The organism is Stenotrophomonas sp. YAU14D1_LEIMI4_1 (assembly GCF_003086815.1).
In the GTDB taxonomy this organism is placed as follows: domain Bacteria; phylum Pseudomonadota; class Gammaproteobacteria; order Xanthomonadales; family Xanthomonadaceae; genus Stenotrophomonas.
Map to the genome: position 1 here is coordinate 4,297,090 of NZ_CP025997.1, position 22,023 is coordinate 4,319,112.

Sequence of the window (22,023 nt, forward strand, 5' to 3'; positions counted from 1 at the left end):
TCTGGCGATGAAAATGATCCGCTTCGACGACCTGCAGCTGTTCGTCCGCACCGCCGCCCTGGGCAGCTTCTCGCAGGCCGCGCGCGAGGCCGACCTGCTGCCTGGCCAGGTGGCCGCTGCGGTGGCGCGGCTGGAACGCGAGCTGGACCTGCGCCTGTTCGTGCGCACCACCCGCAGCCTGCGCCTGACCGGCGAAGGTGCGCTGTACCTGCCCTATGCGCAGGAAGTGCTGGCCACCCTGCGCGAGGGCCAGGCACGGGTGCAGGGCGACGCGGCCGAACTACACGGCACCCTGCAGTTGTCGGCGCCGTCGGATTTCGGCCGCAACCTGCTGCTGCCGTGGCTGGCGACCTTCCGCGCCGCACATCCGAAGCTGCGCCTGCACCTGCGGCTGTCCGACGAAGTTGCCGATGTATTCCGCGACCCGGTGGACGTGGCGATCCGCCTGGGCCAGTTCGACGATGCCAACTACGTGGCCCTGCCCCTGCTGGAGGGCAATCGCCGCGTGCTGGCCGCATCACCGGCCTATCTGCAGCGGCGCGGTGTGCCGGCGCGGCTGGAGGATCTGCGCGAGCACGACTGCCTGGCCTACCAGCTCGGGGGACGCACCTACGACCGCTGGGCCTTCGAGGTGGACGGGCGCCGGGTGGTGGTGCCGGTGCGCGGTCCACTGGTCTGCGACGACGCCGACGTGGTGCGGCGTTGGGCGGTGGCCGGTGAAGGCATCACCTACAAATCCTGGCTGGACCTGCGCCAGGACGTGCAGGAAGGCCGCCTGCAGGTGCTGCTGGGTGGCGTGGGCAGCCATATTCCGCTGCAGCTGGTCTGCCCGCACCGCAAGCAATTCTCGCCGGCGGTGCGGCAACTGCACGCGCAGCTGCACCAGCACCTGCAACCGCTGCTGTCCGGCCTGCCCGCTGGCGACGGCGGCCCCCTGTCCGCGGCCAGCGCGGTGGCCGACAATGGCGCCCCCCCGCAACAACAATGAGCCAAGCCATGCCGTGGATGGGCATCCAGGACCTGTGGACGTTCCTGCTCGCCGTACTGGTGTTCCTTGCCCTGCCCGGGCCCGGCACCTTCACCCTGCTCACGGCCACCGGCCGTGGTGGCGTGCGCGGTGGCTACACCGCCCTGGCCGGCCTGCTGGTGGGCGACCAGATCCTGATGTGGCTGGCCCTGGCCGGCGTGGCCGCGCTGCTGAAAGCCAACCCGCTGGTGTTCCACGCCGTGCAGTACCTGGGCGCGGCCTATCTGGTGTGGGTGGGCATCAGCCTGCTGCGCACGCCGAAGCCTGACGGCAGCGATGGCGGCCCGATCCGCATGCAGCCCGGCCGCTACTTCCAGCAGGCGATTCTGGTCAGTCTGCTCAACCCGAAGGCGATCCTGTTCTACATGGCGTTCCTGCCGCTGTTCATCGACCCCACCGCGCACCACGGCATCGCCACGTTCGCGGCGCTGGCCGGCATCATCTTCGTGGTCAGCGTGGCCTACTGCTCGCTGCTGATCGGTGCGGGCAACCTGGCGCGGCGGCGGTTGATCCAGCACCCGCGGGTGAGTTCGGCGCTGCGCCGGGTGGCCGGCCTGTTCCTGGTCGGCTTCGGTATACGCCTGGGGTTGAACGGGTAAGACAGCCCGGTAGAGTCGAGCTTGCTCGACTGCTTCGCGCTCTTCGTAGAGTCGAGCTTGCTCGACTGATTTTCCGTGCCAGTCGAGCAAGCTCGACTCTACGACTCCTTCAGTCGAGCAGGCTCGACGCTACGGTGCCAGGTCGATTCCGCCTCGCTTCGGGTCGACCACCGGCGCGGCGCCAGCCGCGGTCAACTGCGCCAGCACCGTTTCAAAGTCGTGTTCGCGACCGAAGGCATGTTCTTCCAGGGTCAGCGGCAGCAGCTGCAGGAAATCGAAGCGGCCGGAGGGCAGCTGCTGTGGGCCGGGGAAGTGCGGCGAGGGAATGAACACCATTGCCTGCAGTTCGCTTTCGGCACGGTCCACCGGCATGCCCAGCTTCAAACGATGCCACGGCGCCAGCGGCCCGCCCGGCATGCGCGAATGGCACAGCAGCAGCTGGTAGGCGGTGAACCAGCGCAGGGTGGTCAGTGCCCACGGCGCTTCGTCGCGCGTTTCCAGCAGCAGTTCGACACCAAAGCCCGAATCGCCGTCCTCGTGCGCACCTTCCCAGGCGTTGGACAGGCCCGAGCTGACATACACCCAGTGCCGGCGCTCGCCATGTGGGGGGCAGGCGAATACGCCCACGTGCAGCCAGCGCGGATCGATGTCCTCCTGCTGGAACACCCCGTGCAGCAGGTCCATGTCCAGCGGGTAGATGCCCGGGCCGGTGTCGCCGAAGTGCTGCTTGTACAGGGTCTCTTCGCGGATTTCCCAGCTGCGTTCGAGTAGGGTGTCGTCGTCCATGGGGGCCATCGTGCGTCCTTGGCGGTTGCGGGCGAGGCGGCAGGATAGCGCGGCCCCGCCCGTCGTTTCAGCGGTCCACCGTGGCCAGCACGGCCTGCGGGTAGCGTGCCCCGGCCGCCGCATGCAGCGGGAACACCGCATCCAGTCGAGCCAGCACGTCCGCGCCCAGCTGCACCTGCAGCGCGCCCAGGTTTTCCTGCAGCCGTGGCAGACGCGTGGTGCCCGGGATCGGCACCAGGTGCGGACCCTGCGCCAGCACCCAGGCCAGGGCCAGCTGTGCCGGGGTGATCTGCAGCTCGGCGGCCAGCGCCTGCACCTGCGACACCAGCGCCAGGTTGCGGGCGAAGTTGTCGCCCTGGAAGCGCGGCGAACTGCGGCGGTAGTCGTCGGCCTCGAAATCATCCGGGCTGCGGATGGCACCGGTCAGGAAGCCCCGGCCCAGCGGCGAATACGGCACGAAGCCGATGCCCAGTTCGGCGGTGGTGGCCAGCACCCCATTCTGTTCCGGTTCGCGCGACCACAGCGAGTACTCGCTCTGCACTGCGGTGATCGGGTGCACCGCGTGGGCGCGGCGGATCGTGGCCGCCGAGGCCTCGGACAGGCCCAGCCAGCGCACCTTGCCCTGTTCCACCAGCCGCGCCATCGCACCGACGGTGTCTTCGATCGGCACCGCCGGGTCGACGCGGTGCTGGTAGTACAGGTCGATGTGGTCCACGCCCAGCCGGCGCAGGCTGTCCTCGCAGGCGGCCTGCACGTATTCCGGGCGGCCGTCGATGCCCCGTGCCTGCGGGTTGCCCGGATCAAGCTTCAGGCCGAACTTGCTGGCCAGGAACACCTCGTTGCGGCGCCCGGTGATGGCGCGGCCGAGCAGGCGTTCATTGCTGTGCGGGCCGTACACATCGGCGGTGTCGAGCAGGGTGACGCCACGGTCCAGGGCCTGCTGGATCAGGGTGATGGCCGCGTCTTCGCTGCCGCGCCCGCCGTAGAAGGCGCTCATGCCCATGCAGCCCAGGCCCAAGGCGGACACGGTGGGGCCTGCGGGGCCGAGGGTGCGGGTGGTCATCGGTGTGGGGTTCATCAGGAAGTCTCCGGGTGGAAGTGGTCAGGCGCGCGGCTGCAGGCGGGTGCCGCCGCTCATCAACATGCGTGGCAGCGGCATTTGCAGGAAGTCGTGCGGGAAGGACGGGGCGACGGCGCTGATCGCGTCCAGTCGGGCGATGACGTCGGCAGGCAGCTGCAGGTCCAGCGCGTCCAGGTTGTGCTCGAGCTGGGCCAGGGTGCGGGCGCCAACGATGGGCAGGGCACCGGCAGCGGGGCGCTGCAGCAGCCAGGCCAGCGCGACCTGGGCCGGGGAGTGCGACAGATCCTGGGCGATCTGCCGGACTTCATCGGCGATCTGCAGCGAACGTGGGGCCAACGCGCCGTTGATCAGGGCGACGTTGCGGCGTGAGCCCCCCGGCGTGGCGTCCAGCGCCTCGGACGGGGCCAGATCGGCGGCGCTGTACTTGCCGGTCAGCACGCCGCTGCCCAGCGGCGACCAGGCCACCACGCCCAGGCCCAGCGCCTGCGCCATCGGCAGCAGTTCGTGTTCCACGCTGCGCTGGATCAGGCTGTATTCGATCTGCAACGCCACCAGCGGCGCCCAGCCGCGCAGGTCGGCCAGGGTCTGCATGCGTGCGATCTGCCAGGCCGGTGTATCGGAAATGCCGGCGTAGAGCACCTTGCCATTGCGGACCAGATCGTCGAAGCCGCGCATCACCTCGTCCACGCCGGTGGTGTCGTCCCAGGCGTGCAGGTACAGCACGTCCAGGTAGTCGGTACCGAGCCGGCGCAGGCTGTCCTCCACCGAGCGCAGCATGCTCTTGCGGTGGTTGCCGGCGTTGTTGGGGTCGCCCGGCACGGTGGCCAGGGTGTACTTGCTGGCAATCACCAGGCGGTCGCGCCGGCCCTGGGCGAAACGGCCGAGCAGGGTTTCGGCGCTGCCATTGGTGTAGTTGTTGGCCGTATCGACGAAATTGCCGCCACGTTCGACGTAGGCGTCGAAGATGCGACGGGCCTCGGCTTCATCCGCGCCCCAGCCCCAGTCGGTGCCGAAGGTCATCGTGCCCAGGGCCATCGGGCTGACCCGCAGGCCGGAGCGGCCCAGCAGGCGGTAGTGGTCGAGCGACATTGCAGGTCTCCATCACGCAGGCGGTACATCCGCCGGGGAAGCCAGCTTCCTCCTGTCGATCATGTGGATAAACTGCGTACAACCGGACTCACCTTGAAGGAAGGCTTCACAATTGACGCCTCTGCGCCGCTTACCGCCGTGGTCGCCTTCGTCCACGTGGCCGACCATGCCAGTTTCACCCGCGCCGCCGACGCCCTGGGGGTGTCGACCTCGGCGCTGTCGCAGAGCGTGCGCGCGCTGGAAGCACAGATGGGCGTGCGCCTGCTGCAGCGGACCACGCGGCGGGTGGGCCTGACCGAACACGGCGCACGCTTCCTGCAGCGCGTGCGCGGCGGCCTGGAGCAGATCGACCAGGCCTTCGCCGAGCTGGACAGCGCGCGCTCGGTGCCGGCCGGGCGGCTGCGGGTGACCTTGCCGCGCATCGTCGCTGATCGCATGGTGCTGCCGCGGCTGCCCGATTTCCTCGCGCGCTACCCGCAGGTGCAGGTGGAACTGTGCGTGGACCCGGCGCTGACCGATCTGGTCGCCGAGGGCTTCGACGCCGGCATCCGCCTGGGCGAATCGCTGGCGCAGGGGATGATTGCCGTGCCGGTTGGACCGCCCGAACGACAGGTGGTGGTGGCCACGCCGGCCTACTTCGAACGCCACGGTGTGCCGCAGACCCCGCACGACCTGCAGGACCATGCCTGCATCGTGCACCGGCTTGCCAATGGCCGGTTGATGCCCTGGGAATTCAGCCGCGAGGGCCACGACCTGGAGGTGGAGGTGGCCGGCAGGCTGGTGTTCAACGATGCCGGCGTCGCCCATCGCGCCGTGCTGGATGGTCTGGGCATGGCCCAGGGCTTCGCCTCGCTGGTGGCCGACGACATTGCCGCCGGCCGCCTGCGCAGCGTGCTGCAGGACTGGCAGCCGCCATTCCCCGGCTTCCACCTGTACTACCCGGCGCGCGAACAGATGGCGCCCAAGCTGCGGGTGTTCATCGACCACCTGCGTGCGGCAATGCCTGAGCGGTAAACGCCGCTGCCCTGGTGGTGGCCACCCTTGGTTGGCCGCCGTTGATCTCCGGCAGTCGAGCAAGCTCGACTCTCCCCACCCGAAGCCGTCGGGCATGCCCGACGTGACCGGGTGACCGTTTATGCCGATTCCGTCACCCTGGTCGGGGCGCAGCGCGCGACAGGGCGGGCATGACCCCCGTCAGTGGTAATGCTGCGCTGCGTTGGGTCACACTCGGGAACTTGTCGTTCCAAGTCATCCCCTTCCGAGGCCTGCATGTCCCTGCTCCGGCGCAAGTCCCTAGATTCCGTCACCGACCATGAAGCCGGCCGGCGGCTGGTCCCGACCCTCAGCTGGCCGCACCTGATCGCCCTGGGCATCGGCGCCATCGTCGGCACCGGCATCTACACGCTGATCGGCGTGGGCGCCAACCTGGCCGGCCCGGCGGTGCTGATCTCCTTCGCCATCGCCGGCGCGGTGTGCGCCTGCGCCGCGCTGTCCTACGCCGAACTGTCGACCATGATGCCGGCCGCCGGCAGCGCCTATACCTACAGCTACAGCGCGCTGGGCGAAGTGTTCGCCTGGGTGGTGGGCTGGAGCCTGATCCTGGAGTACTCGCTGGTGGTGAGTACCGTGGCGGTGGGCTGGTCGGGCTACTTCGTCGGCTTCCTGCAGTGGGTGCACACCCAGTTCGGCATCGACATCACCCTGCCCGCGGCGCTGGCCGCCGGGCCGCATGTCGCCGGCGGCTTCATCAACCTGCCGGCCATCGTCATCACCTGGCTGGTGGCACTGATGCTGATGGCCGGCACCAAGGAAAGCGCCACCCTCAACGCGATCCTGGTGGTGTTCAAGCTGATCGCGCTGGCGGTGTTCGTGGCCGTGGCCCTGCCCGCCTTCGACAGCAGCAACCTGCAACCGTTCATGCCGCACGGCTTCGCCAAATCCATGGGCCCGGACGGGGTGGAGCGCGGCGTGATGGCGGCAGCGGCCATCATCTTCTTCGCGTTCTATGGGTTCGATGCCATTTCCACCGCAGCCGAAGAAACCAAGAACCCAGCGCGCGACCTGTCGATCGGCATCATCGGTTCGATGGTCGGCTGCACCATCGTCTACGTGCTGGTGGCGCTGGCCGCCGTGGGTGCGATGAGCTATGCGGTGTTCGGCCAGAGTGCCGAGCCGCTGGCATTGATCATGCGCGAACTCGGCAGCCCCAAGGCCGCCATGTTCATCGGCGTGGTCGCCATTATCGCCCTGCCGACCGTGCTGCTGGCCTTCCTGTATGGCCAGAGCCGCATCTTCTTCGTGATGAGCCGTGATGGCCTGCTGCCGCGCCGCCTGTCCAAGGTCAGCGCGCGCACCGGTACGCCAGTGGCGACCACGCTGTTCACTGCCGTGGTGGTGTCGGCGCTGGCCGGTGTGGCGCGCCTGGACGAGATCGCGGCGCTGGCCAATGCCGGTACCCTCGCCGCGTTCACCGCCGTGGGCATCTGCCTGGTGGTGCTGCGCCTGCGCGAACCCAACCGCGAGCGCAGTTTCCGCACGCCGCTGGCGTTCGTGGTGGGGCCGCTGGCCGCACTGGGCTGCATCTACCTGTTCATCAGCCTGCCGCACACCACCCAGCTGTATTTCCTGCTGTGGAACGTGGTCGGCCTGGTGCTGTACTTCGTGTACAGCCGCCGCAATGCGGTGATCGCGCGCTGATCCGCGTCGCCGGGCATGGCCCGGCGCTACCGGAACAATGAGGTAGCGCCGGGCCATGCCCGGCGATCACGCGGTCCCGATCAAGTCTCGGCGTAGGCCTGCGCCTGGCGCATTACCCGCAGCAGGTTGCCGCCCCAGATGTCGGCAATCTGCTGCTCGGTGTAGCCCTTGCGCAGCAGCCAGGCGGTGATCTTCGGCAGCTGGCTGACATCGGGCAGATCGCTCAGGCCGCCACCGCCATCCCAGTCCAGGCCGATGCCCACGTGCTCCGGGCCGACCACCTTCAGGATGTGCTCGAAGTGGGCGAAGAAGTCGTCCAGGCTGGCGTGGCGTACCGGATGTTCGTGGTCCAGTGCCTGCTCGGCCTGCTGCAGTGCGACGCCTTGGGCGATGGTCATGCCTTCCCAGCCCCCCATCTTCCTGCTCAGCGCTTCTTCGGCCTGCTTGCGTTCGGGCGTCTTGCCGGTGTCGATCAGATAGCCGCCATAGGCGTTCACCTGGATCACCCCGCCAGCCTTGGCCAGCTTGCGCAGGCGCGCATCATCCAGATTGCGCGGGTGGTTGTAGACCGCCTTGGCCGAACTGTGCGACAGCACGAACGGCACCGGCATCATCGCCAGCAGATCGTCGAACACGGCATCTGACGCGTGCGACTGGTCGATGACGATGCCCAGCTTCACCGCCGCGCGCACCAGGTCCTTGCCGGCCGGGCTCAGGCCTTTCCACTCCGGCCCCTTGGGATCGGTGGCCGAATCGGCGAATTCGTTATTGGCGAAATGCACGGTGCTGAGCAGGCGCAGGCCGGCACGGTGGTAGAAGCTCAGCAGCGTGGGGTCGGCCACCAGCGGGCTGGCGTTTTCCATGCTGATGTAGACCACGCGCTTGCCTTCGGCCTTGATCCGCGCAGCATCATCGGCGGTCAGCGCCAGCGCGAAGCGCTCGGGGTTGGCGGCCAGCATCTGCCGGATCTCCAGCAGGCGCTGCAGGCCATGGTCGCGCTCGGCCAGGTGGGCGGCGGCGCTGCGGTCGCCCTGGTCGGTGTAGATGGCCCAGAAGCCGCCATCCAGTGCGCCGTCCACCATGCGCGGGTAGTCGACCTGCGAGAGCGCGTTGTGGTCGTGGCGCTGGTCGATGTCAAAGCCGCTGCGGCCGAAGTTGGCTGGCGTATCCAGGTGGCTGTCCAGGGTCAGCAGGCGCTGTTGCAGGGCCTTGGCTCGGGCCAGTTCCTGCGCGCTGAATTCAACGGCATGGGCGGACAGCGGCGCACTCAGCGCCAGGGCGAGCAGCAGGGACAGGCGACGCAACGACGGCATGGGCATCCACCGGCAATGGGAAGAGCACGACCATAGCGCCGCGGCGGCCACCACCGGTAGTGCCAAGCGGCCGCGCGCACTCCATTACACTCAGCGGCAGCCGCTATCGACAGCGGCAGCCCACACGCTGCGCCCCCGCTGAAACGGAATTCCAATGTCCCATCCCGTGCCGCCACCGCTTCCCACCGTACACCCTGCGCCTGACAGCGCGCCGCTCAGCGTCGAGCAACTCAAGCGCGATGTGCTGCCGGCCTTGTTCCTGGGGCGCATCGACATCGGCCGCTACGGACCGGCCGACCTGGCCAGTGCCAGTGCGGAGCCGGCGTGGCAGGAAGGCAGTGCCCACGCGCTGGCCCGGGCACTGGCCGATCTGGTCAGCCGCCTTTCCGAACACGACCCCAATGCACTGCTGGAACGCGCCAGCTGGTGGGACCGGTTCACCGGTGCCGATATCGAACGGCGGCTGCGCCGGCGCATCGCGATGGGCGGCAACGGTGACGTGCTGTCCGAAGTCGAGCACCAGGCCGCTGCGGTGCGCAGCAGCGTGGACCGTTTGAATGCACAGTTGGATGCACACGACGAACAGGGGGCGCGCCTGCAGATCTACATCGATGCAGGCGTGCAGTTCCTGCAGGAGCTGCCGGCCGACAGCGGCGCCAGCGACGATCCGCTGGTGCTGGACCGCCCCGTGGAACGCCTGCAGCGGCGGGTGGCGAACCTGACCGCGCTGCTGGCCAGCCATTCGATGAGCCGCATCCAGGTGCAGCTGGCGCGCAACCACGCCATTGAACTGCTCGACCGCTACTGCGAAACCGTGCAGATCCTGCTGCCGATCTGGCGGCAGACCATCCAGGCCCTGCAGAACAGCGACAACGCCAGCCCGCAGATGGTGGCGCGTGCGGCACAAGCACAGGACCAGCTGAAACAGGCCCTGCAGCAGCTGCTGCGCACCTCCGGAGCACCGGCATGACGTCTTCCAGGACCGATCCACTGCAGGTGCCGGCAGCGTTGCAGCCGCGGGTCGAAGCCGTTCCCGGCCTGCGCGCGCTGTACCGCCGGGGTTCGTTCGCACGCACTCTGGGTCTGGCGTGTTTCGCGGTGCTGCCGGCCACGGCGCTGCTGTCCATCATGCTGCTGCAGGGCCTGACCGGCAGTCCGCCGTCGGCGCACGTTCCCGCCGGCTACGGCAATGTGCCTTCGACGCTGGCCCTGCTGGCATTGGCCAACCTGAGCATCGTGGGCGGCCTGCTGGTCTGGATGGGATTCGGCCTGCGCAGGGTGCTGCTCAACCGCGGCGTGCGCCACTTCACCTTCTCGTTCGTGATCGGTGGCTCGGTGCTGGTGGCCCTGCTGGTTGGCAACGGCTTCGTCAGTCCCGACTTCAGCCGGTCTGAGGCCGGCGATGGCAGCAAGCTCGACAGCTCTCAGCTGCCCGCGCTCATCGACAGCCCGGGATTTGCCGCGCTCAGCCCGCAATGGCAGGGCTATCTACAGGCGCAGCGCTCACTGGCACGCGCCTCCGCGCCCCTGAACGACACCGGCCTGGCCATCGCCCGCGGCGAGGACATCGGCATCGCCGTGCCCGCGGTGATCCGTGCGCGCTTCGAAGCCAAGGCCAAGCTTCCCTATTCGGCAGGCAGCCAGGCGTGGCAACGCGACCACTGGCTGCGCAGCGGCGTGCAGCATGTCGTTGGCCTGGCGATCGCCTGGTCACTGCTGCTGCTGATCGTCGCCGGCATCGGCCTGACCACGCTGGGGTACCACGTGCGCGGGCGGGCGCGGGTGATCAATGGCCTGCTGCAGCAGTTGCAGGGGCCATCGGCACCGGGTGGGGCAGATGCAGCGCCGAGCCATGCTCGACTGAACTGATCAACACCTGTCGCGTCGAACGCGGCTCGACGCGACAGGTCGGAATCAGTCGACCACGCGGCAGAACACGGCCTTCAGGTAGCGCGATTCCTGCACGTGCGCCATGAACGGATGGTCCGGACCGGCGCCGGCCACCTTCAGGATCTGGATCGTGCGGCCGGAGAAGTACGCCGCGCGGCGCAGCATGTCCAGGAACTGGTCCTCTGCCACCAGGCCGGTGCAGGAGAACGTGGCGAACAGACCGCCCGGCTTCACCACGCCCAGCGCCAGCTTGTTCATGTCCAGGTACTTCTTCAGCGCGGTGATCACCTGGTCGCGGTCGCGGGTCATCTTCGCCGGGTCCAGGATCACTACGTCGTACTGCTCGCCGCGGTTGGCGGCATCGCGCAGCCACGGGAAGATGTCGGACTGGACGAACTTCGGGCGCACGTTGTTCAGGCGCGAATTGCCCTTGGCAATCTGGATCACGTCTTCATCGATGTCGATGCCGACGACTTCCGACGCACCACGCGCGGCCGCGTACACGGCGAAGCCACCGGTGTTGCAGCACAGGTCCAGCACGCGCTTGCCTTCCACCTGCTGGCTCAGCCACTCGCGGTTCTCGCGCTGGTCGGCGAAGAAGCCGGTCTTGTGCGCACCGGCCGGGTCGGCACGGAACTTGATGCCGTACTCGGTGATTACCGATGCTTCGGTGGTGGTGTTGCCGTGGAAGTCGAAGCTTTCCTGCTTCTGCACGTGTTCGTCGGCGAAGCTGTGGAAACGGCAGCCCGGGAACTGCTCGCGCAGCGCGTCGTAGATCCACTCGCGGTGGCGGAACATGCCGGCGGCGAAGAATTCGACCACCACCAGGTCGCCGTAGCGGTCGACCACCAGGCCGGACAGGCCGTCGCCTTCGCTGTGCACCACGCGCCAGGCGTCGGACACCGTGTCGAGCTTCAGCACCTCACGGCGCAGCGACACCGCCTGGGCGATCTTGCGCGAGAACCAGCCGGCATCCACCGGCACGTTCTGATCGATTTCAAGGATGCGCACGGCAATGCGCGAGTGCCCGTTGTAGAACCCGCGGCCGATGAATTCGCCATCAATGCCGACCACGTCGACGATGGAACCGGGCTTGGGGCGGACGGTCGGCTTTTCGACCAGCTTCTGGAAGATCCACGGGTGGCTGGAACGCCACGCATTCTTCAGGCGGACAACGGGCAGGGGGGTATTCATCCGCCTATTGTAAACCGGCAGCCGGGGTCGGATCCCCAACGGGACTCTGACCCCGACCAGCGTGCCAACCAAGGTTGGCACCTACCAAGGCGGAACGGGGTCAGAGCCCCTGCGGGGATCTGACCCCGGCTGGCCGGCCATTTGACGGCGGGCCGGCCAGGCCGCAGAATCGGCGCCAGAAGGGGAGTAGCTCCCAGACGTTGTCGCCGTCAATTCGAGCCCGCAGGCTCCGGTGCAACGGCAATCCCACCCGCGTGGGGTTGCGAGCGAGACCTTCGCCGTACTGGCGAAGCTCTGTCCCTGGATCCCCCTCCCGATCCTCCGTTGCAGATCCTCGCCGTACGGCCTGGCATTCATCTTTCCAACGGATATTCCCAATGCAGACGATCGGTAATGTGTGGATGTGGGGCGGCTTCGTGGCGGTGGTGATCATCGCCCTGCTGGTCGACCTGGTGTTGATGCGTCACGGTGGCCCGCACAAGGTCACCTTCAAGGAAGCCCTGTGGTGGTCCATCGGCTGGGTCGCCCTGGCCCTGCTGTTCAACGCGGGCCTGTGGTTCTACCTCAGTGAAACCGCCGGCCAGGTCGTGGCCAACAAGGTGGGCCTGGAGTTCCTGACCGGCTACCTGGTCGAGAAAGCCCTGGCGGTGGACAACATCTTCGTCTTCCTGATGATCATGAGCTACTTCGCGGTGCCGGAGGAACAGCGCCAGAAGGTGCTGATCATCGGCATCCTGGGTGCGATCGTGCTGCGTACGATCATGATCTTCGCTGGCAGCGTGCTGATCAGCCAGTTCCATTGGCTGCTCTACGTGTTCGGCGCCTTCCTGTTGTTCACCGGCTGGAAGATGTGGTTCGCCGCCGGCCAGGAACCGGATCTGGAAACCAACCCGGCGCTGCGCTGGATGCGCAAGCATCTGCGCCTGCTGCCGGGCTATGAAGGCAACGCGCTGAGTGTGAAGCGCGATGGCGTGCGCTGGTTCACCCCGCTGTTCGCGGTGTTGATCCTGATCGCGGTGACCGACGTGATTTTCGCCGTGGACAGCATCCCGGCCATCTTCGCCATCACCACCGACCCCTTCATCGTGCTCACCTCCAACGTGTTCGCCGTGCTGGGCCTGCGCGCCATGTTCTTCCTGCTGGCCGGCATGGCTGACCGCTTCCACCTGCTGCCGTACGGTCTGGCGCTGGTGCTGGGCTTCATCGGCATCAAGATGATGATCATCGACCTGTTCAAGATTCCCACCCCGGTGTCGCTGGGCGTGGTGGCGGTGATCATCGCCGCGACCGTGGTGCTCAGCCTGAAGTACCCGCCGAAGGAAGGCACCGGCGCGGCCTGATCCTGGCCGGGCCTGCAACACGGCCGGCGGGATTGTCCCGCCGGCCGCGCCCACTCTCCCGCAGCGGTGGCCTTGGTTTCGCGCCAGCCACCGCCATTGCTGAAGCATGGACAACAACGCGCCCCTGCCCGCCGGCGACGTGCCGGCCCCCCGCAATGACCGCCAGCGCATCGTGCGGGCGTTCAACACCAGCCTGGCCGCCGTGCTGGTGCTGGTGGTCGTGTTCGCCCTGCAGGGCAGTTTCGACTGGCGACCGTGGGCGGTGGCCCCGCTGGAAGCCAAGGGCCTGCTGGGCCTGATCGCTGGGCCGATGCTGCATGCTTCGGTGGAGCACATCGCCGCCAACAGCATCGCGATCCTGATCCTGGGCACCCTGGCCGGCAGTGTCTATCCGAAGGCGACCCTGCGTGCCCTGCCCCTGCTGTGGCTGGGCTCGGGCGTTGGCGCGTGGATGCTGGGCAACCCGGGCAGCGTGCACCTGGGCGCCAGTGGCGTCACCCACGGGCTGATGTTCCTGTTGGCCAGCCTGGGCCTGCTGCGCCGCGACCGCGCAGCCATCGCTACCGGCCTGATCGGCATGCTGTTCTACGGCGGCATGTTGATGACCATCCTGCCGCATGCTGACGGCGTGTCCTGGCAGTCGCACATGGGCGGTGCCTTTGCCGGCATCATCGCCGCCCTGCTGTTCCGCAACGCCGACCCGCTGCCGCCGCGCCCGCACTACAGCTGGGAAGACGAAGAAGACGAGGTGCAGCCGCTGGCCGACGACGAGCTGGAGCCGCCGTCGCCGCAGCGCGTGCCAGTGCTGTGGCAGCCGCGCGAAGGGCCGGATTACGTGGTGATTCCGTTCCGCCGCCCGGAAGACCCGCGCGGTTGACCGGTGGCGGGGTCAGATCCCCGAAGGGGCTCTGACCCCATTCGGGGTCTTCACGGCCCGGTAGTGGCCGACCTTGGTCGGCGCGGTTGTTGTGTGCCAACCAAGGTTGGCACCTACCACGGGTGCATCAATCCGCCGCATTCCCCGCCGCGCCCGTGCCATCCACCGCCTGCCGGCCCAGTGCCGGGTCGTCGGTGAAGAACGCATCGATGCCCGTCGCCAGGTAGGCGCGCATTTCCGCAATCGAACCTTCCGGGTTGCGCGCGTTGTCCGCGCCCTTGCGCAGGTTGCTGGCCTGGAAGTGGTTTTCCGGGCGGAAGGTGTAGGGAATCACCAGCAGCCCGGCCGCATGCGCATCGCGTACGAGGGTCGTGGGCGTGCCCAGCGCACCATCGGCCTGCAGCGGAATGATCGAGCGCAGCTCCGGGCCGATGCCATCGGCATAGGTGGCGATCTGCTCAAGACCGGCCGGGGTCATCATCTGTGCGTAGGTCAGGCTGCCACCGGCCTTGGCGATGTCCGCCGGCTTCACCTCGCCCTTCCACATCAACTGCAGCAGGCGGATGTTGCTGCCACGCCCCAACTTGCCGCGCAGGTAGCGCAGGTTGGCGGTCTCGAACGACTGGATGGTGACCGGGCCGACGTTGGTATAAGCATTGCCACGCAGCGCGGCCAGCAGTGCGTCTTCCATCGGCAGGCCGATGGACTGGAAATAGGTCGGGTGCTTGATCTCCGGCACCAGGCCGATGCCGCGGTTGGCACGCCCGGCCTGCTGCACCAGGAAGGCCAGGATCTCGTCCAGGGTGGCGATGCGGAACTGGCCATCGAAGGCGGTGCTGCGCAGTTCCGGCAGGCGCTCGCGGGTGTACAGGGTCTTCAGCTCGGCCAGGGTGAAGTCTTCGGTGAACCAGCCGGTCACGCGCTGGCCGTCGATCACCTTGGTGGTCTTCCGCTTGGCGAATTCCTCGTGCTCGGCCACGTCGGTGGTGCCACCGATCTCGTTCTCGTGGCGGGCCACCATCACCCCGTCCTTGGTCATCACCAGGTCCGGTTCGATGTAATCGGCGCCATCGGCAATCGCCTGGGCATACGCGGCCAGGGTGTGTTCGGGCAGCAGCGCACTGGCGCCGCGATGGCCGTAGACCAGCGCCTTGGGCGCGGTCGGGGTGGACGATTCAGCACTCATGGCCACCGATGGTGCCACGGCCAGCGACAACAGCAACGCACAACCCCACGACTTCACTGCGACGTCCCCAAACGGTCTGTGATGGCCGTCAGTATGCGGCGGGAATGTGACAGCCGGGGGAAGCAGGGGGTCGGATCCCCGCAGGGGCTCCGACCCCATGGGTTGGCGGTGCGGGGTCAGAGCCCCTGCGGGGATCTGACCCTTGCGCTATTTGCCGATGCAGAAGCTGGAGAAGATCCTGCCCAGCAGGTCATCGGCGCTCATCTGGCCGGTGATCTCGCCCAGCGCGTCGTGCGCCAGCCGCAGTTCTTCGGCGGCCAGTTCCAGATGTTCGTGGGCCAGCTCGCCATCGGCGCGCTGTGCGTGTTCCTGCGCACGTTCGATCGCATCCACGTGGCGGGTACGCGCGGAGAACTCACCGTCCACCTGCTCCCCTGCCCCGGCCGAGGCGATGCTGCGCAGGCGCGCGTGCAGGTCGTCCAACCCTGCGCCCGTGGCGGCCGAAACGAGTACGCGGTCCGGGTCGTCCAGTGCGGGCAGCGCGTCCAGCAGGTCGGACTTGTTGTGGATGTAGACCTTGTGCGGCACGGCGGCCACGGCCTGCCCCAGCGCGGCCTCGCCGGCAGCCGGGTCGCGCGCGTCCAGCACGATCAGGGCCAGGTCGGTGCGCTCGATCTCCACATGGGCGCGGCGCATGCCTTCGCGTTCGATGGCATCGCCGCCATCGCGCAGGCCGGCGGTGTCGACCAGGGTCAGCTCCAGCCCGTCCAAGCGGATGGTCTCGCGCAACGTGTCGCGCGTGGTGCCGGCGATGTCGGTGACGATGGCGCGTTCGCTGCCGGCCAGTGCATTCAGCAGCGAGCTCTTGCCGGCATTCGGCGGGCCGATCAGTACCGCATGCAGGCCATCGCGCAGGCGGCGGCCGCGCTCTGCATCGCGGCGCAGCAGGGCCAGGTCGCCGCGCGCCTGTTCCAGCCCACGCCGCACCTGCGCGCCGCCCAGGGTATCCAGCGGTTCGTCGGCGAAGTCGATGGCCGCTTCCACGTGGATGCGCAGCAGCACCAGTTGTTCCACCACCGCGTCGATGCGGCGCGAGAACACGCCGTCCAGTGAACGCCGTGCGGCACGCGCGGCACGGTTGTCACCGGCGGCAATCAGGTCGGCGATGGCTTCGGCCTGGGCCAGATCGAGCTTGCCGTTGAGGAAGGCGCGTTCGCTGAACTCACCCGGCCGCGCCTGGCGCGCGCCCAGGGCGATGCAGCGCGCCACCAGTTGCTGCAGCAGCACCGGGCTGCCGTGGCCCTGCAGTTCCACCACCTCTTCGCCGGTGAAGCTGTTGGGCGCCGGGAACCACAGCACGATGCCATCGTCGATCACCTCGCCGTCGGCATCACGCAGGCGCGCGTAGTGGGCGTGGCGCGGGCGCAGCGTGGGCGCGCCGAGCGCGGTGGCGATGGCGGCGGCACGCGGGCCCGAAAGGCGCAGCAGGCCGACACCGCCCGCGCCGGGCGCGCTGGCGATGGCGACGATGGTGTCGGTGCGGGTCACATCGTTCATGGCTCAGAGCTTCTCCAGCTGTGCGCGCGCCTGTGCGGCACCACTGCCCTGCGGCTGCAGCGCCAGGTAGGTGGTGTAGGCCTGCTTCGCCTTGGCCTTGTCGCCGGCATTGAAGTAGGCATCGCCCAGGTTGAGGTGGGCCACCGCGCGCGACGGGTCGATCTTCAAGGTGTTTTCCAGCCAGCGCGCCGCTTCGGCGTAGCGCTGCTGGCGGTAGTAGACGAAGCCAAGGTTGTTGGCGGCCTGGGCGAAGTCCGGACGCAGCTTCAGTGCTTCGGCGAACTGCGCGGCGGCTTCGTCGTACTGCTTCTCGCGGTACAGCTGCAGGCCGCGGTCGTTGGCCTGCTGCGCGCGCTGGCGGTCCGAGGCCGGGCCGGCCGTGGGCACCACCAGCCTGGCTTTGCCGCCCTGCAGGTCGGCCACGGTCACCGGCGCCTGGGTGTTCTTGGCGTCCTGCGCGGCGTCCACCTTGTTGTTCAGCGCGATCGCATCGGCGGTCAGCTGGCGGGTATCGGCGTTGAGGTATTCCTGGCTGTCCGGCACCTGGAACACGAACTCGCCGCCCTGCGAACCGGGCAGGCTGCCGAAGGCCGGGGTCTGCTGCGAAACGGCCGACACCGCCGGCGCCACGTAGGCGGCCAGCTCGGTACCGGTGATCAGGCCATCGCCATTCAGATCGCCCTTGCCGGCCAATGCCTGCAGCAGCACCCAGGTGAACACCGAATGGCCGTTCGGGCCGGCATCGGCCACCTGCTGGTCGGCGCCGCCGGCGGTCAGCATCTGCCGCGCGCTGCGGCGTGCATTCTCGCGCAGGAACGACGACGACGAAGGGCCGCCGCGGGTCAGACCCAGGCCGCTGTAGCAGGCATCCATCACGAACATCACGTGCTTGGCCTGCATGCTCTCGGCGATGTTCTGGATATCGGTCATCGCGATGGCGTCGGTGGCGAATTCCTTCGGGTCCGAATCCACCGGAATGATGTAGCCAAGGTCGCGTCCCGAGGCGAGCTGGCGGGTCGCGCCGTGGCCGGCGAAGAACACGAACACGCGATCATTCTTCCCCGTGCGGTCGTCGGCCAGGCGGTCGTGGAAGGCGGCCAGGATGTTATTGCGGGTGGCCTGTTCGTTCTTCAGCACGATCACCTGCGAGGACGGGAAGCCGAACTGCCCGGTGAGCGTATCGGCCACCGCCTGTGCATCGTGGCTGGCGTATTCCAGCTTCGGCCACTTGGCGTAGTTGTCGATGCCGACCACGATCGCCCACGATTTCTCGTAGCCCGTGGTGACGGTGGCATCGTTGCTGGCGCCCTTGCGCGGGCGCGCGACGGTGAACTCGCGGCCGTTCCAGCCGGCGAACTGGTAACCATCGGCAATCAGGCGATCAAGGATCTGCGGCAGCGCCTTCACCGCGCGGTCGTGGATATCGTGGAACAGGATGATGCCGCGCTGTTCCTTGTTCACCTGGCCCAGCACGCGCTGCACGATCGATTCCGGCACCGGGTCGGCCCAGTCCATGGAATCGATGTTCCACATGATCGACTTCAGCCCTGCTTCGTTCAGCAACTGCAGGCCTTCGGCGTTGCGTGCCCCATACGGGAAGCGGAACAGCGGCGCGCGCTTGCTGTCCACGTCCTTCAACAGGGTGTCGGTGTCCAGCACCTGCTGTCGCAGCGCATCGCCGGTGGTGCGCGAGAGCTGGGCGTGGGTCAGGCTGTGGTTGCCCACCGCGTAACCTTCTTCCATCAGGCTGCGGCTGATCTTGGCCATCGGCCCCAGGGTGACCTTGCCATCGCTCTCGACCTTGCCCAGGTTGCGACCCACTTCGAAGAACACGCCCGGCACGTCGTAGCGCTTGAGGATGGCCACCACTTCATCGGTGTAGGCCTTGTGCGGGCCATCGTCGAAGGTCAGCACCACGGTCTTCGGCGGCAGGTCGCGGCCGAAGATCTCGCGGTCGCTGTCCTTCATCGACATCGGGTACGGCTCGATCACCCCGTAGTCGCGCAGGATCGCCTCGCGGCTGTAGTCCTTGTGCAGGTGGGCGATGTAGTCGTCCCACTTCTCGCGCTTCAGGTCGATGGCGCGGGTGCGCTCGAAGCGGCTGAAGATGCGGGTCAGTTCCTGGTTGTAGTTGCGTTCGATCTCGTCCAGCGCGTCCAGGTCTTCGCCGATGCGCTGGTGCAGTTTCACCGCCGGCAGCGAGGAGTCGGCACCGACACGGTCGTGCAGGTCACGCAGCACTTCGCGGAACGCCAGGCGGTCGGCGTCGAACAGTTCCGGCGCCGATTCGATGTAGTCCAGCACCGTGCCCAGGGTGGCGAAGCGCTGCGGACTGCCACTGCGCAGCAGGCTGTCGAACTGCGCCGCGATGGCGCTGCGCTGCTCCAGGCCGTCGTGGAACAACTGCTGGCCGATCCGCGTGGAGGTGCCACGGTCGGCGGCGCTCTGCTGCTCTTCGTCGGCCAGCAGCACCACGATGCGGCGGTAGCCATCGAGCTGCTTCTGCAGCGCGGCCAGCAGCGGCGCCGCGGCTGGATCAGCGGCGGCGGCGGCCTGTGCGCTGGGCTGGGTCACCGCGCTCGCCGGCGCCTTCGCGTCCTTGTCGCCACAGCCGGCAACGACCAGGGTCAACAGCAGCGAGGGCAGGAACAGGCGAAACGACGGCACTCGCGGCATGGCGGACTCGAAGGTGGGAGAAGCGGTGTGCGGGCGATTCTACCCCCGCATGCGAAAAGCCCGCCTTGCGGCGGGCTTTTGCGTCGTTTGGGCCGGTCGGGTTACTTCTTCTTGACCGGGGCCGGGGCGGTGCTGGCTGCCACCGGCTCGCTGCCGTGGCGCTTGGTCATCCACCACTGCTGCAGCAGGCCCAGGCCGCCGTTCACCACCCAGTACAGCACCAGACCGGACGGCATGAAGGCCATCATGACGCCGAACACCAGGGGCATGAACTGCATCATCTTCTGCTGCATCGGGTCCATGCCCGGTGCCGGGGTCAGCTTCTGGGTGAACCACATCACCGCCACGTTGATGACCGGCAGGATGAAGTACGGGTCGCGTGCGGTCAGGTCCTGGATCCAGCCGAACCAGGGCGCCTGGCGCAGTTCGACCGATTCCACCAGCACCCAGTACAGGGCGAAGAAGATCGGCATCTGGATGAGGATCGGCAGGCAGCCGCCCATCGGATTGATCTTTTCCTTCTTGTACAGCTCCATCATCGCGGTCTGGAACTTCTGGCGGTCATCGCCATAGCGTTCCTTCAGCTGCGCGATGCGCGGCTGGAAGCGACGCATCTTGGCACCGCTCTTGTACTGGGTGGCCGACAGCGGGTACAGCACCAGCTTCAGCAGCACCACCAGGCCGACGATCGCCCAGCCCCAGTTGCCGACCAGCTTGTGCACCTGGTTCAGCACCCAGAACAGGCCCTGGCCGATCACCGCCATCATCGAGAAGCGGCTGTAGTCGACCACGCGGTCCAGGCCCGGCACGTCTTCCTTGGCGATCTGGTTCACCAGCTTCGGGCCCACCCACAGGCGGGCCTCGGTGCTGGTGGACTGGCCCGGGGCCACGGTGAAGGCCGGGCCACGCGCTTCGATCAGGTCACGACCGGCCACCTGCGACAGCACGTAGTGAGCGGTCTGGTCCTTCTGCGGAATCCACGCGGTGAAGAAGTGGTGCTGCAGCATCGCCAGCCAGCCGCCGGTGATGTTCTGGTTCAGCGCGCCATCTTCCAGGTAGTCCTTGAACGCACGGCGCTGGTACTTCTTGTCGTTGTCGTACCAGGTCGCGCCATTGAAGCTGAACGAATCCGGGTTGGTCATGCTCCGCGACAGGATGGTCGGGGTGCGGTCCAGGGTGCGGTAGACGTAGCCGTTCCACGGCGCGGCGCCGGCATTGATCACTTCGTCCTTGAAGCGCACGGCGTACTCGTTGCGCGAGACGGTCAGGGTGCGCTTGATGGTAACGCCGTTGGCGGTCCATTCGAACGGGATCTGCAGTTCGTTCTGGCCGTCGGCCAGCACGAAGTCGCGGGTATTACCGACCAGCTTGAAGCCATCGGCGCCGGGCACCGGGGCGCTCTTGTCTTCGCTGGCCCAGCCGCTGATCGCGCTGTAGGGGTGCGCGGGGTCTTCGGTCAGCAGGCGAACCGGCGGGCTGCCTTCATCCTTGCTCTGCGGGAACTGCAGCAGCTCGGCGTCCAGCACGCGGCCGCCGTCCAGCACCAGGCGCAGCACGTCGGTGGTGACGGTCACGCGCTGGGCGGCCGGGGTCGCGCTGGCCTGGGCCTGGGTCGCGGCGGCCTGGCCCGGCGCGCCGGGAACCTGTGCACTGGGGATGCTGCCCGGGGTCGCGCCCGGAACGCTCTGTGCAGCGGCCGGGGCCGAGCTGCTGGTCGGGGCCGGGGTCGGGGCGGCCGTTTCACGGCTCCACTCCATCCACAGCAGCACGGCCACCATCAGCCAGGCAAAAATGAGGAATACGCGGGTCTGGTTCATCAGCGGGCAGGCTCAGCGGGGCCGGAACGCGATGCCGGCTCGGTCAAAGAGGGAGTTGCGATGCCATCAGGCGGCGGCATTGTGCCGTCCACGCCCGGCGCGGGCAATGCGCGCAGTCGCCGCAGCAGGCGCAGGAAGGCCTGGCGGATGTCGTCGTTGCTGGCGGAACGCGCAGCACTACGGGCCACGACGACGAAGTCGCCTGGCTGGATGTCGGTACGTGTCTGACGCAGGATGTCGCGCAGGACGCGCTTGATCCGGTTACGCCCAACGGCGTTCGGATCGACCTTGCGGGAAACCGCCAGACCCAGCCTGGCCGGCCGGTCAGCCGGCAGCCAGTGCAGGGTCATCAGCGGATCGGACACACGGCGGGCGCCGTTGAAGACCGTTGAATATTCGGCACGCGTGCGAACCCGCGCAGAGCGAGGGAATCGCTTGCGCGGGTCTGCAGTATTCACTGTCGAAGGGATTGCGTCTGCCGCGGTGAGCGGCATGGCAATCAGGCGCTCAGGACTTTGCGGCCCTTGGCGCGGCGACGCGACAGGATCTTGCGGCCGTCAGCGGTCTTCATACGGGCACGGAAGCCGTGGTCGCGCTTACGCTTGAGGTTGCTGGGCTGGTAGGTGCGCTTGGTGGCCATGTGGGCCTCTCGTATGAATGGGACGGGAAAGAACCGGAAATTCTAGAGAGGTCGCCCCCCTCCCGTCAACCCCTGTTGACTACGCGAATTCACCGGCCTGTGCAATAGCTGTGGATGTTTTTGTGAATAAGTGGGGGACAACCATTCCGAAGGCGCGCGCGCGGTGGTAGTCTGAGCCATCCATTTCCCCCTTTCCGGCCTGTGTCTGGGCGTGTTGTCGCGCCTATCCACCGGCCACCGGACGATTATTGCCG

General features: G+C 67.7%; 19 protein-coding genes. 8 read left to right on the top strand and 11 right to left on the bottom strand.

Annotated features, from left to right (window positions below; all coding sequences use genetic code 11):
- Nucleotides 1–7: 7 nt before the first annotated feature.
- Nucleotides 8–988 (top strand): LysR family transcriptional regulator, encoded by a 981-nt coding sequence (locus C1932_RS19650; protein WP_108754663.1) that lies wholly within the window; start codon nucleotides 8–10, stop codon nucleotides 986–988.
- Between the two features lie 8 nt (nucleotides 989–996).
- Nucleotides 997–1,626 carry a leucine efflux protein LeuE gene (gene leuE / locus C1932_RS19655; RefSeq protein WP_108763282.1) on the top strand — a complete coding sequence of 210 codons (630 nt, stop codon included), beginning with the start codon at nucleotides 997–999 and terminating at the stop codon, nucleotides 1,624–1,626.
- A gap of 129 nt (nucleotides 1,627–1,755) precedes the next feature.
- On the opposite strand, the gene C1932_RS19660 is transcribed toward leuE, so the two are convergent.
- From C1932_RS19660 to C1932_RS19670, 3 genes are all read right to left on the bottom strand, one after another.
- A complete protein-coding gene (locus tag C1932_RS19660; RefSeq protein WP_234412223.1) occupies nucleotides 1,756–2,412 on the bottom strand; it encodes a suppressor of fused domain protein in 657 nt (218 codons plus the stop codon).
- 67 nt (nucleotides 2,413–2,479) lie between these two features.
- Nucleotides 2,480–3,475 carry an aldo/keto reductase gene (locus C1932_RS19665; RefSeq protein ID WP_108763284.1) on the bottom strand — a complete coding sequence of 332 codons (996 nt, stop codon included), beginning with the start codon at nucleotides 3,473–3,475 and terminating at the stop codon, nucleotides 2,480–2,482.
- A gap of 39 nt (nucleotides 3,476–3,514) precedes the next feature.
- Nucleotides 3,515–4,582 carry an aldo/keto reductase gene (locus C1932_RS19670; protein ID WP_108763285.1) on the bottom strand — a complete coding sequence of 356 codons (1,068 nt, stop codon included), beginning with the start codon at nucleotides 4,580–4,582 and terminating at the stop codon, nucleotides 3,515–3,517.
- Nucleotides 4,583–4,693: 111 nt separating this feature from the next.
- Here C1932_RS19670 and C1932_RS19675 point away from each other — a divergent pair, with 111 nt between their 5' ends.
- Nucleotides 4,694–5,596: a LysR family transcriptional regulator gene (locus C1932_RS19675; protein WP_108763501.1), complete on the top strand. Its 903-nt coding sequence runs from the start codon at nucleotides 4,694–4,696 to the stop codon at nucleotides 5,594–5,596.
- Nucleotides 5,597–5,851: 255 nt separating this feature from the next.
- Complete coding sequence (locus C1932_RS19680) at nucleotides 5,852–7,279, top strand: amino acid permease (RefSeq protein ID WP_108763286.1); 1,428 nt, start codon at nucleotides 5,852–5,854, stop codon at nucleotides 7,277–7,279.
- Between the two features lie 80 nt (nucleotides 7,280–7,359).
- Here C1932_RS19680 and C1932_RS19685 read toward each other — a convergent pair whose 3' ends face one another.
- Nucleotides 7,360–8,592, bottom strand: a complete 1,233-nt coding sequence (locus C1932_RS19685; protein ID WP_108763502.1) for a dipeptidase — start codon at nucleotides 8,590–8,592, stop codon at nucleotides 7,360–7,362.
- Nucleotides 8,593–8,746: 154 nt separating this feature from the next.
- On the opposite strand from C1932_RS19685, the gene C1932_RS19690 reads away from it, so the two are divergent.
- Complete coding sequence (locus tag C1932_RS19690; RefSeq protein WP_108763287.1) at nucleotides 8,747–9,562, top strand: protein klaA; 816 nt, start codon at nucleotides 8,747–8,749, stop codon at nucleotides 9,560–9,562.
- Nucleotides 9,559–10,461 carry a hypothetical protein gene (locus C1932_RS19695; RefSeq protein ID WP_159094572.1) on the top strand — a complete coding sequence of 301 codons (903 nt, stop codon included), beginning with the start codon at nucleotides 9,559–9,561 and terminating at the stop codon, nucleotides 10,459–10,461. The genes C1932_RS19690 and C1932_RS19695 overlap by 4 nt, the downstream gene beginning before the upstream one ends.
- Nucleotides 10,462–10,506: 45 nt before the next feature.
- Here the strand turns inward: C1932_RS19695 and C1932_RS19700 are convergent, their stop codons facing one another.
- Nucleotides 10,507–11,676 carry a class I SAM-dependent rRNA methyltransferase gene (locus C1932_RS19700; RefSeq protein ID WP_108754671.1) on the bottom strand — a complete coding sequence of 390 codons (1,170 nt, stop codon included), beginning with the start codon at nucleotides 11,674–11,676 and terminating at the stop codon, nucleotides 10,507–10,509.
- Between the two features lie 377 nt (nucleotides 11,677–12,053).
- On the opposite strand from C1932_RS19700, the gene C1932_RS19705 reads away from it, so the two are divergent.
- Together C1932_RS19705 and C1932_RS19710 are read left to right on the top strand one after the other, a co-directional pair.
- On the top strand, nucleotides 12,054–13,016 hold the full coding sequence (locus C1932_RS19705) for a TerC family protein (protein ID WP_108751422.1): 963 nt from the start codon (nucleotides 12,054–12,056) through the stop codon (nucleotides 13,014–13,016).
- A gap of 106 nt (nucleotides 13,017–13,122) precedes the next feature.
- Entirely contained in the window at nucleotides 13,123–13,893 is a 771-nt protein-coding gene (locus tag C1932_RS19710; RefSeq protein WP_108763289.1) for a rhomboid family intramembrane serine protease, read from the top strand.
- 127 nt (nucleotides 13,894–14,020) lie between these two features.
- On the opposite strand, the gene C1932_RS19715 is transcribed toward C1932_RS19710, so the two are convergent.
- The 6 genes from C1932_RS19715 to rpmH form a co-directional block, all read right to left on the bottom strand.
- Nucleotides 14,021–15,136 carry a glycerophosphodiester phosphodiesterase gene (locus tag C1932_RS19715; RefSeq protein WP_108763290.1) on the bottom strand — a complete coding sequence of 372 codons (1,116 nt, stop codon included), beginning with the start codon at nucleotides 15,134–15,136 and terminating at the stop codon, nucleotides 14,021–14,023.
- 150 nt (nucleotides 15,137–15,286) lie between these two features.
- Nucleotides 15,287–16,636: a tRNA uridine-5-carboxymethylaminomethyl(34) synthesis GTPase MnmE gene (gene mnmE, locus C1932_RS19720; RefSeq protein WP_108763291.1), complete on the bottom strand. Its 1,350-nt coding sequence runs from the start codon at nucleotides 16,634–16,636 to the stop codon at nucleotides 15,287–15,289.
- A gap of 3 nt (nucleotides 16,637–16,639) precedes the next feature.
- Entirely contained in the window at nucleotides 16,640–19,312 is a 2,673-nt protein-coding gene (locus C1932_RS19725; protein WP_108763292.1) for a polysaccharide deacetylase family protein, read from the bottom strand.
- Between the two features lie 101 nt (nucleotides 19,313–19,413).
- The gene (gene yidC / locus C1932_RS19730; RefSeq protein WP_108763293.1) at nucleotides 19,414–21,129 is read right to left on the bottom strand and encodes a membrane protein insertase YidC; all 1,716 of its coding nucleotides are present in this window, start codon (nucleotides 21,127–21,129) and stop codon (nucleotides 19,414–19,416) included.
- Entirely contained in the window at nucleotides 21,129–21,623 is a 495-nt protein-coding gene (gene rnpA / locus C1932_RS19735) for a ribonuclease P protein component (RefSeq protein WP_108751428.1), read from the bottom strand. The genes yidC and rnpA overlap by 1 nt, the downstream gene beginning before the upstream one ends.
- A 5-nt stretch (nucleotides 21,624–21,628) precedes the next feature.
- Nucleotides 21,629–21,769 (bottom strand): 50S ribosomal protein L34, encoded by a 141-nt coding sequence (rpmH, locus tag C1932_RS19740; RefSeq protein ID WP_005411729.1) that lies wholly within the window; start codon nucleotides 21,767–21,769, stop codon nucleotides 21,629–21,631.
- Between the last annotated feature and the right edge of the window lie 254 nt (nucleotides 21,770–22,023).